Origin of the sequence: Pseudomonas sp. UBA4617 (genome assembly GCF_002386445.1) — a bacterium.
Lineage (GTDB): Bacteria > Pseudomonadota > Gammaproteobacteria > Pseudomonadales > Pseudomonadaceae > Aquipseudomonas.
The window spans coordinates 23,241-38,088 of record NZ_DGIR01000049.1 but is presented as its reverse complement, the minus strand read 5'-3'; the positions used below and the strand labels follow the sequence as shown (position 1 = coordinate 38,088).

Annotated in this window: 13 protein-coding genes; 11 read left to right on the top strand and 2 right to left on the bottom strand. The window is 61.7% G+C overall.

Annotated features, from left to right (window positions below):
• The first annotated feature begins 74 nt into the window (after positions 1-74).
• The 5 genes from dsbA to B4L76_RS21195 all read left to right on the top strand — a co-directional run bounded on the left by dsbA (position 75) and on the right by B4L76_RS21195 (position 6,103).
• Positions 75-707, top strand: a complete 633-nt coding sequence (dsbA, locus tag B4L76_RS21215; protein WP_296235095.1) for a thiol:disulfide interchange protein DsbA — start codon at positions 75-77, stop codon at positions 705-707.
• Between the two features lie 11 nt (positions 708-718).
• A complete protein-coding gene (locus B4L76_RS21210) occupies positions 719-1,573 on the top strand; it encodes an endonuclease/exonuclease/phosphatase family protein (RefSeq protein WP_296235094.1) in 855 nt (284 codons plus the stop codon).
• 28 nt (positions 1,574-1,601) lie between these two features.
• Positions 1,602-3,533: a GGDEF domain-containing protein gene (locus B4L76_RS21205; RefSeq protein ID WP_296235093.1), complete on the top strand. Its 1,932-nt coding sequence runs from the start codon at positions 1,602-1,604 to the stop codon at positions 3,531-3,533.
• Between the two features lie 80 nt (positions 3,534-3,613).
• Complete coding sequence (locus B4L76_RS21200) at positions 3,614-4,402, top strand: N-acetylmuramoyl-L-alanine amidase (protein ID WP_296235092.1); 789 nt, start codon at positions 3,614-3,616, stop codon at positions 4,400-4,402.
• A gap of 99 nt (positions 4,403-4,501) precedes the next feature.
• Positions 4,502-6,103, top strand: coding sequence for an EAL domain-containing protein (locus B4L76_RS21195; protein WP_296235091.1), 1,602 nt, complete (start codon positions 4,502-4,504; stop codon positions 6,101-6,103).
• Here B4L76_RS21195 and B4L76_RS21190 read toward each other — a convergent pair.
• Both B4L76_RS21190 and algB read right to left on the bottom strand, forming a co-directional pair.
• Positions 6,082-7,863 carry a KinB sensor domain-containing domain gene (locus B4L76_RS21190; RefSeq protein ID WP_296235090.1) on the bottom strand — a complete coding sequence of 594 codons (1,782 nt, stop codon included), beginning with the start codon at positions 7,861-7,863 and terminating at the stop codon, positions 6,082-6,084. The genes B4L76_RS21195 and B4L76_RS21190 overlap by 22 nt on opposite strands.
• Positions 7,860-9,206 carry a sigma-54-dependent response regulator transcription factor AlgB gene (algB, locus tag B4L76_RS21185; RefSeq protein WP_296235089.1) on the bottom strand — a complete coding sequence of 449 codons (1,347 nt, stop codon included), beginning with the start codon at positions 9,204-9,206 and terminating at the stop codon, positions 7,860-7,862. Before algB ends, B4L76_RS21190 begins: the two co-directional genes overlap by 4 nt.
• A 213-nt stretch (positions 9,207-9,419) precedes the next feature.
• On the opposite strand from algB, the gene B4L76_RS21180 reads away from it, so the two are divergent.
• From B4L76_RS21180 to B4L76_RS21155, 6 genes are all read left to right on the top strand, one after another.
• Complete coding sequence (locus B4L76_RS21180) at positions 9,420-10,241, top strand: BON domain-containing protein (protein WP_296235088.1); 822 nt, start codon at positions 9,420-9,422, stop codon at positions 10,239-10,241.
• Positions 10,242-10,419: 178 nt separating this feature from the next.
• The gene (locus B4L76_RS21175; RefSeq protein ID WP_296235087.1) at positions 10,420-10,710 is read left to right on the top strand and encodes a hypothetical protein; all 291 of its coding nucleotides are present in this window, start codon (positions 10,420-10,422) and stop codon (positions 10,708-10,710) included.
• 42 nt (positions 10,711-10,752) lie between these two features.
• Positions 10,753-10,914, top strand: a complete 162-nt coding sequence (locus B4L76_RS21170; RefSeq protein WP_003252966.1) for a DUF1328 domain-containing protein — start codon at positions 10,753-10,755, stop codon at positions 10,912-10,914.
• Between the two features lie 2 nt (positions 10,915-10,916).
• Positions 10,917-11,387 carry an inhibitor of vertebrate lysozyme family protein gene (locus B4L76_RS21165; RefSeq protein ID WP_296235086.1) on the top strand — a complete coding sequence of 157 codons (471 nt, stop codon included), beginning with the start codon at positions 10,917-10,919 and terminating at the stop codon, positions 11,385-11,387.
• Positions 11,388-12,115: 728 nt separating this feature from the next.
• A complete protein-coding gene (gene gltP, locus B4L76_RS21160; protein WP_296235085.1) occupies positions 12,116-13,444 on the top strand; it encodes a glutamate/aspartate:proton symporter GltP in 1,329 nt (442 codons plus the stop codon).
• 136 nt (positions 13,445-13,580) lie between these two features.
• Positions 13,581-14,810 carry a nucleoside recognition domain-containing protein gene (locus tag B4L76_RS21155; protein ID WP_296235084.1) on the top strand — a complete coding sequence of 410 codons (1,230 nt, stop codon included), beginning with the start codon at positions 13,581-13,583 and terminating at the stop codon, positions 14,808-14,810.
• Positions 14,811-14,848 lie beyond the last annotated feature (38 nt).

Here is a 14,848-nt window from a genome sequence, read left to right as displayed (position 1 = left end):
AGAACTCGAGCCCTTCCCGGCCTGTCTCATTGCAGGTCGCGTCGTGGCGACCCATGACTGCTCAGGAGTAAAGCATGCGTAAACTGATTCTCAGCGCTGCGCTGGTCGCCGCCAGCGTATTCGGTATGACTGCCGTCCAGGCCGCAGAGCCTGTCGCTGGCAAGGAATACATCGAGCTGAGCAACCCGGTTCCGGTTTCCGTGCCTGGCAAGATCGAAGTGGTCGAGTTGTTCTGGTACGGCTGCCCACACTGCTACCACTTCGAACCGACCATCAACCCCTGGGCTGAAAAACTGCCCAAGGATGTCAACTTCAAGCGCGTACCCGCCATGTTCGGTGGCGCATGGGATGCCCACGGCCAGATGTTCCTGACCCTCGAAGCCATGGGCGTCGAGCACAAGGTGCACGCCGCAGTGTTCGACGCTATCCAGAACCAGCGCAAGCGCCTGACCGATCCGCAGGATATGGCCGACTTCCTCGCCACCCAAGGCGTGGACAAGGACAAGTTCCTCGCTACCTTCAACTCGTTTGCCATCAAGGGCCAGGTCAACCAGGCCAAGGAATTGGCCAAGAAGTACGAAATCACCGGCGTACCGAGCATGGTGGTCAACGGCAAGTACCGCTTTGACCTGGGTACCGCCGGCGGGCCGGAAGGCGTACTGAACGTTGCCGACCAGTTGATCGCCAAGGAGCGCGCCGCCAAGTAGGCGGCGTAACCATGCCCCGCTTCAGGTCCACGCGTGGCATTGGCCTGCACCAGCCGCAGGTCAACGAACATCACTTGCACGCCCCTGGCCTGCCGGAAGATGGACGCTTGCGGCTACTCAGTTTCAACATCCAGGTGGGCATCAGCACCGAGCGCTATCGGCATTACCTGACCCGCAGCTGGCAGCACCTGCTGCCGCACCAAAGCCGTGCCGGCAACTTGCAGAAGATCGGCAAGCTGCTGGGCGACTTCGACCTGGTGGCGTTGCAGGAGGCCGATGGTGGCAGCTTGCGTTCGGGCTATGTCAACCAGGTCGAGCACCTTGCCCACCTGGGCGCCTTCCCCTACTGGTATCAGCAACTCAACCGCAACCTTGGGCGTTTTGCCCAGCACAGCAATGGCGTGCTCAGTCGTCTGAAGCCCCACCTGCTCGAGGATCATCCATTACCTGGCCCGGCCGGGCGCGGTGCGATCCTGGTGCGTTTTGGCGAGGGTGAAGACGCGCTCATCGTGGTGATGATGCATCTTGCCCTGGGCGCCAAGACCCGCGCATTGCAGCTGGGCTACATTCGCGAGTTGATCGGCGGCTATCGCCACCAGATCCTGATGGGCGACATGAATACCCATGCCACCGACCTGCTGGAGCATTCGCCGCTGCGCGACCTGGGCCTGGTTGCACCGCAAGTCGAGGCCACCTTCCCGAGCTGGCGGCCACAGCGCTGTCTGGACCACATCCTGCTCAGCCCAAGCCTCACGCTGGAGCGTGTCGAGGTGCTGGCACAGCCGATTTCAGATCACCTTCCCGTTGCCGTCGAGATTCGATTGCCTGATGCATTGACTGTGGATACGCTGCCGGTCCCGAGCTAAATTGCCATCACCGTTTGCGGACCCGGGCATGACTGAAGACGCTGAGCGCTGGAAAGAAAAATACCTGAAAAGCATCGAGCAGCAGGAAAGGCTCGAGCGCCGCTGGGAGGCCCGTCTCGACTTGCTGCGTCGCGGCCTGGTCCGCAGTACCTTGGCGGCCGAGGGCAGTGACAAGGTGGTGGACCAGTGCATGAAGGAAATGCGCGAGGTCATCCGCAGCGACAACATGGACGCTGGCCTCGCCGGCCTGATTCCGCGTCTGGAGAAAGCGGTACTGGATTCAGAGCAGCGCCGGGAAACCCGCATGAACCAGGTCGGTGACGCGCTGACTGCTCTGGTTGGCCAGCTGCAAGGCCTGCCTTTGCCAAACGATGTCTCCAGGCCGTTGAAGAAACTGGCGAAGAAGCTCGAAGGTGGCGTTGCCCAGTCACGCGATCTGCCGCCTTTGCTGGGCGAACTGAGCGGCCTGCAGGGCCGTGCGCTGTCCGCTCTGGGCAAGCCCGGTGACGAGTCCCGGCCGGGGTTGCTGCAGCGCCTGTTCGGCGGCCGTGAAGAAGGCACCCCAGGCGCGCCGACGCCGGTAGCGGTGGCGCTGCCTGCTGTAACCGCGCAGCCCCAGGCGTTAGAAGCCGCGCAGGCCGACGATGTGGATGCGTTGCAGCCGCTGCCAGCCCCTCCAGCCGCTGTTGACGAAGTACCCGTGTCGGCGGAGGCCGAGCTGGATGTACCTGGCCCTGAGTTGATCGAAACGGCCGAGCTGTCGTCAACCCCGGTGCCGCCGCACGCTGCGCACGAGGTACCTGTACCGGAAACCTCCGGTGGCGGGTCGCTGGTTCAAGCAGAACCGCCACAAACACCTGAGGTAACCCCTGGTGAAGACGGCACCTATGCCCTGCCCGACGCGGTCGAGCCGCCCTACAGCCAGGTGGCTGCGCATATCGAACAGACCCTGCTCGGCCTGCTTGATGATCTCAGCCTGCCCGAGCGGCACAAGGCCCAGGCGCTGCAGATGCGCGAACGGGTTGCCCGTGGCTTGAACTGGTATGAACTGATCCCGGTGCTGGACGACCTGGCCGTGCTCATGCTGGCGATCACCGACAGCGGCCAGCACGAATTCGAAACCTACCTGCAGCAGCTCAACGAGCGTTTGGAAGGCTTCCAGAGCCACCTGCACGAGGCCAGTGTTGGCCATGCCGACAACAGTTCTGCTGCCCGCGAACTGGATAACCAGCTGCGCGAGCACGTAGACGGGCTGCAAAGCAGCGTGCAAGGTGCTGTCGATGTGGACAGCCTCAAGCACATCCTGGACAACCGTCTGGAGGGCTTGCTGGTAACCATGGACCAGCACAAGCATGAGCGCGATCGCCGCGAGCAGGAACTGGCAGGGCGCCTGCAAGGGTTGTCGGAGCGGGTGGCGAACATGGAGCAGGAGGCGCTCGGCTATCGCGAGCACCTGGAAGAGCAACGGCAGAAAGCGTTGCTCGACCCTCTTACCGGCCTGCCCAACCGTGCGGCGTGGAGCGAGCGGGTCGAGCGCGAAATGACCGATTGGCAGGACAAAGGTGGCCACCTGACGATGGCGATCCTTGACCTCGACCATTTCAAACGCATCAACGACAGCTACGGGCACCTGGCAGGGGACAAGGTTTTGAAAATTGTCGCCGACCAGTTGCGCAAGCGCCTGAGTGGTCGCGGTTTCATCGCCCGGTTTGGTGGCGAGGAGTTTGTCCTGTTGCTGCCGCAGACCTCGCTGGCAGCGGCTACCGAGGTGGCCGAGGCACTGCGTGCTGCCGTCGAGGCGTGCCCGTTCCACTTCAAGGGCGAACGGGTGGTAATCACCACGTCGATCGGTCTGAGTGCGTTCCGTTCCGGGGAGCGTGGTGACCAGGTGCTCAAGCGCGCCGATGCGGCGCTGTACCGGGCCAAGGACCTGGGGCGCAATCGCGTCGAGCAGGCCTAGTCGGCTGCTGCTGAATCGCGGCACGCACCGTATCGGGCGAGCACGTTATACTGTAGCGCTCATTCGCTGAGGCCACTGACGTGCTTTCCACGCTTAAAACAACGCTGATTTCCTTCTTGCTGTTGTCTGTTGCCGGTTGTTCGACGGGCTTGCGCATCGATCGTAGCCATCCTTCGGCCAATCAGGACAACCGTATCCAGTTTGTTGTCCTGCACTACACCAATGCTTCGCTGGAGCGGTCCCTGGCCTTACTGACCCATGGCGACGTCAGCAGCCACTACCTGATTGGTGACGGCCCGGGCACGATTTACCAGTTAGTGGACGAAAGCCGGCGCGCCTGGCATGCAGGGGATAGCCAGTGGCAGGGCCGCACCTGGCTGAATTCGTCTTCCATTGGTATCGAAATCGTCAACCCGGGTTTCACCGATACGCCGAACGGCCGGGTCTGGCACCCCTACAGCGAAGCGCAGATCCAGTCATTGATCGCGCTGCTCAAGGACATCGTGAAACGTAACAACATCGAGCCACGACACATCATTGGCCACAGCGACATCGCACCGCTGCGCAAACTGGACCCGGGGCCGCTGTTCCCCTGGAAACGCCTGGCCGATGCCGGGTTGGGTATCTGGCCGGATGCCAATGCAGTGGCGCGGCAGCAGGCCTATTTCAACGTCAACCCACCGAGCGTCGGCTGGTATCAGCAGGAACTGGCGCGGTTTGGCTACGCGATCGAGCAGACCGGGGTGCTGGACGTTGCCACCCGCCATGTGATCGCCGCATTCCAGATGCGTTTCCGCCCGCAGCGTTTCGATGGCATGCCCGATGCCCAGACGGCGGCGATGCTGCAGGTGCTCAACCACATGCGTTAAGGTTGCGCGAGAGACTTTACGGGTTTGGTCCAGGCGCCAAACGGCAAGGGTGAATCCTGATCCAGTTGCTATACCTTAGTAATCAACTGGATGCCTTCGATGCCAGCCTTCATCGCCTTGCTGCGCCAAATTTTTCACCATCCCTGGATGCTGGCCATAATGGCCGCATTGGCCAGTGCCGCACTGTTGCTGTCCGCCAGCATCGGCATTGCCTTGCAGCAGATGAAGCAAAGCGAGAGCGAACAGATGAATGCCCAGGGCGAGCGCTTTCTCGAGCGTCTCGAACAGGTGTTCGGCCAGCTGCGTGAAGGGGTTGACCTGTTGCAGGCGCAGCCCGTGCGCGGTTGCAGCCCGGCGATGCTCACGGCATTGCAGCAAGTCAGTCTGGGGTCGCGCTTCATTTATGAAGCAGCATACGTGGACGGCGACATCGCCTGTTCCAGCCGCGGTGACGAGCGGGCCTTCGAACCCTTGCGCGCGCCCGACATCCAGGGGCCGACCTACAGTTATTGGTTGAACACCACGACCGAGCCGAACGAGAACCTGGCCGCGTTGATGCTGGGGCGAGGCAAGTTCGTGGTGTCCACATCACGCGGGCACCTCACCGATGTGGTCGACCTGCCCCCGGGTGGCAGCCTGGTGGTGGTCCTGGACAATGGCACCCGGGCCATTCCGGTATTGGGCCCGCCACAGGTGTGGCCGCCACCCTCGGCCTGGTCGGCAAGCCACAAGTCCCTACTGGAACTCAGCGACCGGTTGATCTATCGCATGCCGACCAAGTCACCAGATTACCAACTGGTGCTGATCGCCCCACGGGCAAAATTGCCGTTGAAGATGAATGGCATGCTCTGGCTGCTGTTTCCCGGCAGCCTGCTGGCAGCCTGCTGCATCGGCTGGCTGGTGCTGCAACTGATCCTGCAAAAACGGTCAATGAGTTCGGAGCTGCAGAATGCCTTGCGCCGTGGCGAGCTGCAGGTGCTCTACCAGCCGATCTTCGAGCTCGATACCCGGCGCTGCGTGGGAGCCGAGGCGCTGGTGCGCTGGCGCCGCCCGGACGGCACGCTGACCAGCCCGGACCTGTTCATTCCGCTGGCGGAGAACACCGGGCAGATTCGCCAGATCACCGACTTTGTCCTGCAACGCGTGCTGGAGCAGCTAGGGCAACTGCTGCGCTCGCACCCCAACTTGTACATTTCGGTCAACCTGGCGGCCTGCGATGTGATGGTGCCGCGGATTGGCCGGGTGGCGGCACGCCTGTTGGCGTTGCACAAAGTGGCTGCCAGCCAGATCGCTTTCGAGGTGACCGAGCGCGGCCTGATTGATGTAGTAGTGGCGCGCGATAACCTGCAGGCGCTACGGGCGGTGGGGCATCAGGTACTGATCGACGATTTCGGCACCGGTTATTCCAGCCTGGCCTACCTGCAGACCCTGCCGGTGGACTGCCTGAAGATCGACAAGGCGTTCATCGATGCTCTGGGGCATGATGCTGCCAGTAGCGGCGTTGCCCCGCATATCATCCGCATGGCCCATGACCTGCATCTGCGGGTGATTGCCGAAGGTATCGAATGTGAAGACCAGGCGGTGCTGCTCAGCAGCGAAGGGGTCCATTATGGCCAGGGCTGGCTGTTCGCACGGCCGTTGAATGCGCGGCAGTTCGCCGAGTTGGTGGCACGTGGGCATCAGACCGGCAGCGCCATGTAGAACTGGGTACCCTGCCCCGGCCTGGAAAATACACCCATGCGCCCGCCATGCAGTTGTACGATTTCCTTGCACAATGCCAGCCCCAGCCCCGCGCCGCCTTTCTTGCGGCCTACCTGAACGAAGGGCTCGAAGATGCGTCCTTGCTGGCCATAGGCAATGCCCTCGCCGTTATCCTCGACGCTGATGATCACCCGTTCCGCGTGGCGTCGCGCATGCAGGCGGATCCGCCCGCCACTGGCGGTATGGCGGATTGCATTGTGCAGCAGGTTGTCCAGGACCCGGTCAAGCTGGGCGACGTCAGCCTGAATGCGTGGTAGTGGCGGTTCCAGCTCCCTGATCAGCTCGACCTGCTTGTGCGCAGCCTGCTCGGCAAAGCGCAGCTGGGCGCGTTCAAGCAGCTCATCGATGGCGCACGGGGCCAGTTCGAGCTTTTGCAGCCCGCTCTGATAGCGGCTGAAATTGAGCAGGTCATTTATCAACTGGGTCAGGCGCTGCATTTCCTCGCCAATGGTTTCCAGCAAGTCATGCTCGCGGGCCTCTGGCGGGAACTTGAGGCGCTCGCGCAACAGACCGAACGCCATGTGCATGCCGGTTACCGGGGTACGTAACTCGTGCGAGGCACGCAGTACGAACTCGCTGCGTACGCGCTCGAAGGCCCGCTGCTCGGTGACATCATGCAAAACCATTACCGCGCCAAGGATCGGCCCTTGCGGGTGGCTGACCGGGGTCAGGCTGTAGGTGAGCAGGCGGGTTTCTTCATCGACCTCAATGTTCAGGTCATCTGGCGGACGGTCGAGGTTGCCGCCGCGCAGCACCTGGCGTAGCTGTTGTTCAAGTTCCGGGCGCTGCAAGGCGTCTGCCAGGCTGCTTCCGACCCGGCTGTCGGCCCAGCCCAGCTGGCGCTGGGCCACAGGGTTGAGATGCTCCAGGCGGCCTTGGCGGTCAATGATCAACAGGCCATCGTCGATGCTGTCCAGAACGGCCTGCAGGCGCTGCTGGCCGGCCAGCAGCTCATCGATATTGGTAGCCTGGTGTTTGCGCAAGGCTTCGGCCATCAGGCCGAAGCTGCGGGTCAGCTGTTTCAGCTCGACGGCCTGGGTAACCGGCAGGGTCACATCGAAATTGCCCTTGCCAAGCTGGTCGGCTGCTTGGGCCAGGGCTTCGATCGGCTGGCCGAAGCGCCGTGCGATGTTATGCGCGGTGACGAAGCCGAGGGCCAGCACGACCAGACCCATCATGCCCATCATGCCGCTGATCAGCAGGGCGTGGTCGCGGGTGCGTTCTTCGCTGCGGGTGATATGTTCCAAGGCCTGTTTGTGGGAGTCGATCAGGTCGCTGCGCACCTGATTGAAGGCTGCACCCAACGGTTGCTCCGCTCCCATGCTGCGGGCAGGCGCGGTGCTTTCTCGGTAGGCCTGGAGGAAGGCCTGGTAATTGCTGCTGGCCTTGCTGAAGCTGGTACGCTCGCCGCCTTGCTCCAGGGCCTGGTTGAGCAGGGTCTGGAAGTCCTCCTGCAGCAACCGCAGGCTCTCTGGGGTAGTGTCCTCGTCAAGAATCAGGGTCAGCTGTTCACCAAGGTTCTGGCGCAGCTTCAGCCCGACTTCCAGGACATGGGTCGTGTCGCGCACCAGCTGCTGTTGCACCGTAGCCATCTGCAGTACGCTGACCAACCCCAGCAGCAGGCCCAGCAGCGCCACGGTAACCAGCGCCGAGATACTGAGGAAAAGCCGCGTGCGCAGCTTCATGGGTGGCCACTTCATAGGTTGTACTGCTTGCGCTTGCGATACAGGGTGGAGGCATCGATCCCGAGGGTCTTGGCTGCCTGGTCCAGGGTATCGCTGGCCGCCAGCACTGCGCCGATGTGGGCGCGCTCCAGCTCATCCAGGCTCAGGGCAGCGCCAACCCGTGGGGTGTTGCCTGCAGGCTGCTCGCCCATGCCCAGGTGGCTGACTTCCACGCGTTCCTGAGGGCAGATGATACTGGCCCGCTCTACCACGTTGCGCAGTTCACGAATGTTGCCAGGCCAGCGATAGTTGAGCAGCGCCGCCCGGGCTTCGTCACTGAATCCTCGGGCGGGTCGGGAGTACTCCTTGACGAAGCGGGCGAGGAAGCGGTCGGCCAGAGTCAGGATGTCTTCACTGCGCTCGCGTAGCGGCGGCAGGTGCAGGGTGATGACGTTCAGGCGGTACAGCAAGTCCTCGCGGAAGCGGCTTTCGCGCACCATCTCTTCAAGATTGAGGTTGGTGGCGGCCAGGATACGCACATCGGCACGGCGGGTGACCGGGTCGCCGACGCGTTCGTATTCCTTGTCCTGAATGAAGCGCAGCAGTTTTGGCTGCAAGGTCAGGGGGAAATCGCCGATCTCGTCAAGGAACAAGGTTCCGCCGTCGGCCTGGTTGACCCGCCCGAGGGTGCTCTCGCTGGCACCGGTGAACGCGCCGCGAGTGTGACCGAACAGCTCGCTCTCCATCAATTCGGCATTCAGCGACGGGCAGTTGATGGTCACGCAGGCTTTGCGTGCCCGCTTGCTCCAGCCATGGATGGCCCGGGCAAGTTCGCCTTTACCGGTACCGGACTCCCCCAGAATGAGGATGTTGGCGTCGGTGGTGGCAACCTGACGGGCGGTTTCCAGCACTGCCATCATGGCCGGGCTGTGCGAGTCGAGGCCGTCCTTGGGCTTGCGTACTTCGCCTTCAAGAGCCTCGAGGCGGGCCGACAGTTGGCGCACTTCCAGCTGCTTGGCGGTAGCCAGGCGCAACTGGTCGGGGCTGCACGGCTTCACCAGATAGTCGGCGGCACCGGCCTGGATCGCGTCCACTGCCGTGTCGATCGCCGAGTGCGCCGTCACGATCACCACTCGCATCCAGGGGGCCTGGATACGCATCTGGGCCAGCACGTCGAGGCCGTTATCTTCGCCCAGGCGCAAATCGAGGAAGCACAGGTCGAATACCTGACGCTGCAGCAGGTTTTCGGCCTGCGCTGCGCTGTTGGCCGTGGCCACGCTATAGCCCTCGTCCTCCAGGCAGTAGCGGAAGGTGCGCAGGATCGCCGACTCGTCATCCACCAGCAGAATGCGGCCTTGATTGTCCTGAGCTGATTCCATGTCCTGCGCTCCTTAGGGTTAGGTCTTCAAATTAGTGTGGGAAAAATCGGGCAAGTTGCATGGTCAATTCTGAAGGAATCGGACCTTTGCATGCTAGCCAATGGCCAATCAATGCCCAGAGGCCCCGCTATGCCGATGATTTGCTTAGAGGTAGCGGATGGCACATTGGTTGCGATGATTTTCAGTATTTGCCTACAGAAAGGAGGCACCGCCATGACCTTTTACCTGCGGACCGCCGTATTGGCAGCCGTTTTGCTGCCAGCGTTCACCCCGGTATTTGCCGACCCTGTACAGGACGCGCGTCTCGAAGGCGCGCTGCAAACGGCGCTGTCGCTGAACCGCATGCTCGACCTGTTCCGTATTGACGTCGAGGTGCATGGCAAGCAGGCGCGGCTTTCCGGTGAAGTGGAGAACGACGTCGAACGTCAGCTGGCCGAGCATATCGCCCTGGCCACGGGTGGTATCGAAAAGGTGGACAACCAGCTGCGGGTCAACGCCCAGCTGGTGGAGCGCCCGCTCGAATTGCGTGCCTACGCCCAGCGTCTGGAGGACGCCACACTGGCGGCGGTGATCCGTGCCCGGCTGTTGTGGAGCCGCACCACCGAGAACGCTCCTATAGATGTACAAAGCAGTGAGGGGGTGGTCACCCTGCGGGGCAGGGTCGACAGTGCCGAAGCCAAGGAACTCGCCGGCGTGGTAGCGCGTACCACCGATGGTGTGCACCTGGTCAACAACCTGGTCAGTCTTGATTCCGCGACCATGGCCAAGGCCGCGGAAGCCCCCGTGGGCCTGCCGAGCGGACCGCAACCGAGCGACAGCTGGATCATCGACAAGATCCAGAACAGCTACCGTTTCAGCCGCAACCTTGACGGCCTGAACCTCAAGGTAGCCAGTGAAGAGGGCCTGGTGCGGCTGGCAGGTGAGGTGGTCAGCAGCGAGCAGAAAACCATTGCCGTGGAGATAGCCCGGCAGATCGTGGGTGTGCGTGGTGTGGACGCAGACCTGCTCAAGGTGGCCACCAAGGTAGAAGGCTGAGCGATCGTGCAATTCGCACGACACCAGGGATGGCATCGTGCAGGATACGTGCTGGCCTGGCGGAGGGTTCTCCAGTAACTCATTGAATTAAAAGGAATTAATTTAAATTCTAAAGCTGGCATGCAGGCTGCAATTACCTGTTCAGGTTTGAACAAAAATTACAGCAGGAGGAGCCGGCATGAACCGTCAATCCGTCAACCGCTCGCAGAACGCCGCATTGCCCCTGCCCCAGGTGCTGACACTTGGCATGGCGCTGCTGCTGACATTGGCTGCCGGCCTCTTCTACTACAGCTGGCAGACCGCGCGCCTCGCCGAGCAAGTGGCGGCGCAGACCGCCCTGTTGACCCAGATTCAGGCGACCCATGCCAATACCTTGGTCAAAGCCACCGGCCCAGTGTCTGGCAGCCAGGCCAAGGCTTCACCGGCCACTGTGGAAACTGTCGTGCCGCAGGATCGCTGGGTCTTCTGACTCAGAGAACGGGCCGATTTCGAAAAAGAAAGGAGAACCATCATGCTGAGCTGGGCTATCACTTTCCTCATCATCGCCATTGTCGCTGCGGTACTGGGCTTCGGTGGCATCGCAGGCGCTGCCACGGGCATCGCGAAGATTCTGTTCATTGTCTTCCTGGTGCTGTTCGTAGCCTCCTTCTTCTTTGGACGTGGACGAGGTTAAAGATGGGCAGGAAGCGTAGGACAGCCTTGGCTGCCGCCCTTTTGCTGGGCGGCAGTGCGGCGGCAATGGCGGCCAATGACGGCCAGTTCCGGGTCGACCAGTTGCTCGGCTCGGACCCTGAGTATCGGGAAACCTGGCAGGACGCAATCAAAGGCGAGGAACGCCTGCCAGATTGGGTGATCAACCTGACCGGCAGTTCCCAGCAGCAGATGTCGGCCGTGACCGAGGATGGCGACAAGTATCTGGTCGGTCCATTGTGCGAACGGCAGGATAACTGCACCTACAAACGCCTGATCGTGGCGTTCAGCTGGGACAAGGACGATGCCTACGGGATGCTCGTCGAAGTGCCCGAAGGCCTGCCCAAGGACAAGTCGCCTACCCGCCACGCGCAGTATCGCTGGCTGGGCAAGCCGGATGACGGCATGAAGGCGATGCTGCAAGAGCAGCTCAAGCGTGACCCGAACTGGTACTGAGAGTGCTGCGGTACGGGTACAAGGTCATGCACTGTCACGTAATGGAAGCCGAATCTTTCTATAGTTCGGCCTTCCAAGATGCGCCGCCCCGAGGAGGGGCAGCACATGACCAGGGGGCCGGGCCGTTCTGATTGTTACAGGATCGGAGTGGCCTAGGGGTACAGGGAGTGCCTCCAGCAATGGGCCGGGTCAGGAAGGCGGAATCGGAAGCATCAGGTCGGCGGTGCCACATGGGTACTTGGCCAGACCTGGCTTCCGAGGAGCCATGCAACCCCTTCCCTGCACGAACAGCCCTTCGAGACACATTTTGTTTCGACCGTACATCATTTTTTTCTCACGTTGTCTGGCCTTCGTTCAGCGACATTTCCGCCATTCGGATAGTCGAACAGGCCATATCGACCGCACTTTAGACCCTGTCAAATCTGCCTAATTATGGCGGTTTGGTCTTGTTCGGAATTCCGAACGTTATAAATCAAGCACTTGCAAACTCCTCTCAAGGGTCAAAAATCATATGCGTAAACGGCATGGGTCATGCGTTTCCGGCATTAGATTTCCCCCTTTGCCATCGCAATAGTTGCGGCCTTTTTCGCTGGCTGAGCGTTCTTCGTTCGCCTGCGTGTCCTTACATGAACTCGTCGGATGCGCATCCGCTGCCCGTCAACAGGGCAATGGCTCCGTTACAAGCGTTCCGCCGGGTGCCCATGACCACTAGAACAAAGGGTAAAGACATGAAGAAGGCAAAACTCAGCCTCGCCTGGCAGATCGTCATCGGTCTGATCCTGGGTGTTGCAATCGGCGCGCTACTGAATCATTTCAGTGCAGAAAAGGCATGGTGGATCAGCAACGTCCTCCAGCCCGCTGGTGACATCTTCATTCGCCTGATCAAGATGATCGTCGTCCCGATCGTGATTTCGTCGCTGATCGTGGGCATCGCCGGGGTTGGCGACGCGAAAAAACTCGGCAGTATCGGCCTGAAGACCATCATCTACTTCGAAGTGGTAACCACCATCGCGATTCTCGTGGGGCTGGTGCTGGCGAACCTGTTCCACCCTGGTGCCGGCATCGACATGAGCACCCTGGGTACCGTGGACATTTCCAAGTACCAGGCGACCGCCGCCGAAGTACAGCATGAGCACGCTTTCATCGAGACTCTGCTCAACCTGATTCCGTCGAATATCTTTGCAGCGCTGATGCGCGGCGAGATGCTGCCGATCATCTTCTTCTCGGTGATGTTCGGCCTGGGCCTGTCGAGCCTGCAGGCAGAGCTGCGCGATCCGCTGGTGCGCACCTTCCAGGCGGTTTCCGAGACCATGTTCAAGGTCACCCACATGATCATGAACTACGCCCCGATCGGCGTGTTCGCCCTGATCGCGGTGACCGTGGCCAACTTCGGCTTCAGCTCGCTGCTGCCGCTGGCCAAGCTGGTGCTGCTGGTGTACTTCGCCATCGCCTTCTTCGCCTTCATGGTGCTGGGCCTGGTCGCCCGCCTGTTCGGCTTCTCGGTGATCAAGATCATGCGCATCATGAAAGATGAGCTGATCCTCGCCTACTCCACCTCCAGCTCGGAAACCGTGCTGCCGCGCGTGATCGAGAAGATGGAGAAGTACGGTGCGCCGAAGTCGATCTGCTCGTTCGTGGTACCGACCGGCTACTCCTTCAACCTCGACGGTTCGACCCTGTACCAGAGCATCGCGGCCATCTTCATCGCCCAGCTGTACGGTATCGACCTGTCGTGGAGCCAACAGCTGTTGCTGGTCCTGACCCTGATGGTCACCTCCAAAGGTATCGCGGGCGTACCGGGCGTGTCCTTCGTGGTCCTGCTGGCTACCTTGGGCAGCGTGGGCATTCCGCTCGAAGGGCTGGCCTTCATCGCCGGTGTCGACCGCATCATGGACATGGCCCGTACCGCCTTGAACGTTGTGGGCAACGCCCTGGCAGCCCTGGTCATCGCGCGGTGGGAAGGCATGTACGATGCCGCCAAGGGCGAGAAGTACTACGCCTCGCTGATGGCCGACAAACAGGAAGCTGCGGTGGTTGGCGAAGCTGCCAAGCGCTAAGCCTCACTCACGTTTGACCAGAAGCCCCGACTTGTCGGGGCTTTTTGTTTTACGCAGTGTTCACGGCTTCCGGTAGGAGCGGTCGCGGGGGGCCCGATACGCTATCATTCGGGCATTTTTCAGGGGGAATACACGGATGCTCAACGGCCTTTGGCTTGGTTTTTTCCTGGTGGCGGCCGTGTCCGCGCTGGCGCAGTGGCTGGTTGGCGGCAACCCCGGTATCTTCGCGGCCATGGTCGAGAGCATCTTTGCCATGGCCAAGCTGTCGGTCGAAGTCATGGTGCTGTTGTTCGGCACACTGACCCTTTGGCTGGGCTTTCTCAAGATTGCCGAAAAGGCTGGCATCGTCGAATGGCTGGCCCGGATGCTTGGCCCGCTATTCGCGCGGCTGATGCCCGAGGTCCCACCCGGCCACCCGGCCCTGGGCCTGATCACCATGAACTTTGCCGCCAACGGCCTGGGGCTGGATAACGCCGCCACCCCGATCGGCCTCAAGGCCATGCGTGCGTTGCAGGAGCTGAACCCCAGCAGTACCACAGCGAGCAATGCCCAGATCCTGTTCTTGGTACTTAATGCTTCTTCGTTGACCCTGCTGCCGGTGACCATCTTCATGTACCGGGCCCAGCAGGGGGCAGCGGACCCGACCATGGTGTTCCTGCCCATCCTGCTGGCTACCAGCGTCTCGACTCTGGTCGGCCTGCTGTCGGTGGCGGTTATGCAGCGCTTGCGCCTGTGGGATCCGGTGGTGCTCGCCTACCTGATTCCCGGCGCCTTGCTGCTGGGTGGCTTCATGGCGTTCCTTGGCACCCTGTCCGCGGCTGCACTGGCCAGCCTGTCGTCGATCCTGGGCAATCTCACCTTGTTTGGCGTGATCATGGTCTTTCTGGTAATTGGCGCCCTGAGACGGGTACAGGTGTACGAAGCGTTCGTGGACGGCGCCAAGGAAGGGTTCGATGTCGCCAAAGGGCTATTGCCCTACCTGGTGGCGATGTTGGTGGCGGTGGGCGTGCTGCGTGCGTCCGGCGCCCTGGAGATGGCCCTGGACGGCATCCGCCATCTGGTCACCTGGATGGGCCTGGACACCCGTTTCGTCGAGGGTTTGCCCACGGCGCTGGTCAAGCCGTTCTCCGGCAGTGCCGCGCGGGCGATGCTGATCGAGACCATGCAGACCCACGGCGTCGACAGCTTCCCCGCGCTGGTGGCAGCAACCATCCAGGGCAGCACCGAAACCACCTTCTATGTGCTGGCGGTGTACTTCGGTGCCGTGGGTATCCAGCGGGTGCGCCATGCGGTCGGCTGCGCATTGCTGGCGGAATTGAGCGGCGTGATTGCGGCGATTTTCGTCTGCTACTGGTTCTTCGCCTGAGTCATCTGCTCTACGGGCCGCTCCTGCACCACGCGGGA

What these genes read in the sequence shown, in the direction of transcription:
- dsbA (WP_296235095.1), top strand. Translation starts at nt 75, where the DNA reads ATGCGTAAACTGATTCTCAGCGCTGCGCTGGTCGCCGCCAGCGTATTC.
- B4L76_RS21210 (WP_296235094.1), top strand. Translation starts at nt 719, where the DNA reads ATGCCCCGCTTCAGGTCCACGCGTGGCATTGGCCTGCACCAGCCGCAG.
- B4L76_RS21205 (WP_296235093.1), top strand. Translation starts at nt 1,602, where the DNA reads ATGACTGAAGACGCTGAGCGCTGGAAAGAAAAATACCTGAAAAGCATC.
- B4L76_RS21195 (WP_296235091.1), top strand. Translation starts at nt 4,502, where the DNA reads ATGCCAGCCTTCATCGCCTTGCTGCGCCAAATTTTTCACCATCCCTGG.
- B4L76_RS21190 (WP_296235090.1), bottom strand. Translation starts at nt 7,863, where the DNA reads ATGAAGTGGCCACCCATGAAGCTGCGCACGCGGCTTTTCCTCAGTATC.
- algB (WP_296235089.1), bottom strand. Translation starts at nt 9,206, where the DNA reads ATGGAATCAGCTCAGGACAATCAAGGCCGCATTCTGCTGGTGGATGAC.
- B4L76_RS21180 (WP_296235088.1), top strand. Translation starts at nt 9,420, where the DNA reads ATGACCTTTTACCTGCGGACCGCCGTATTGGCAGCCGTTTTGCTGCCA.
- B4L76_RS21175 (WP_296235087.1), top strand. Translation starts at nt 10,420, where the DNA reads ATGAACCGTCAATCCGTCAACCGCTCGCAGAACGCCGCATTGCCCCTG.
- B4L76_RS21170 (WP_003252966.1), top strand. Translation starts at nt 10,753, where the DNA reads ATGCTGAGCTGGGCTATCACTTTCCTCATCATCGCCATTGTCGCTGCG.
- B4L76_RS21165 (WP_296235086.1), top strand. Translation starts at nt 10,917, where the DNA reads ATGGGCAGGAAGCGTAGGACAGCCTTGGCTGCCGCCCTTTTGCTGGGC.
- gltP (WP_296235085.1), top strand. Translation starts at nt 12,116, where the DNA reads ATGAAGAAGGCAAAACTCAGCCTCGCCTGGCAGATCGTCATCGGTCTG.
- B4L76_RS21155 (WP_296235084.1), top strand. Translation starts at nt 13,581, where the DNA reads ATGCTCAACGGCCTTTGGCTTGGTTTTTTCCTGGTGGCGGCCGTGTCC.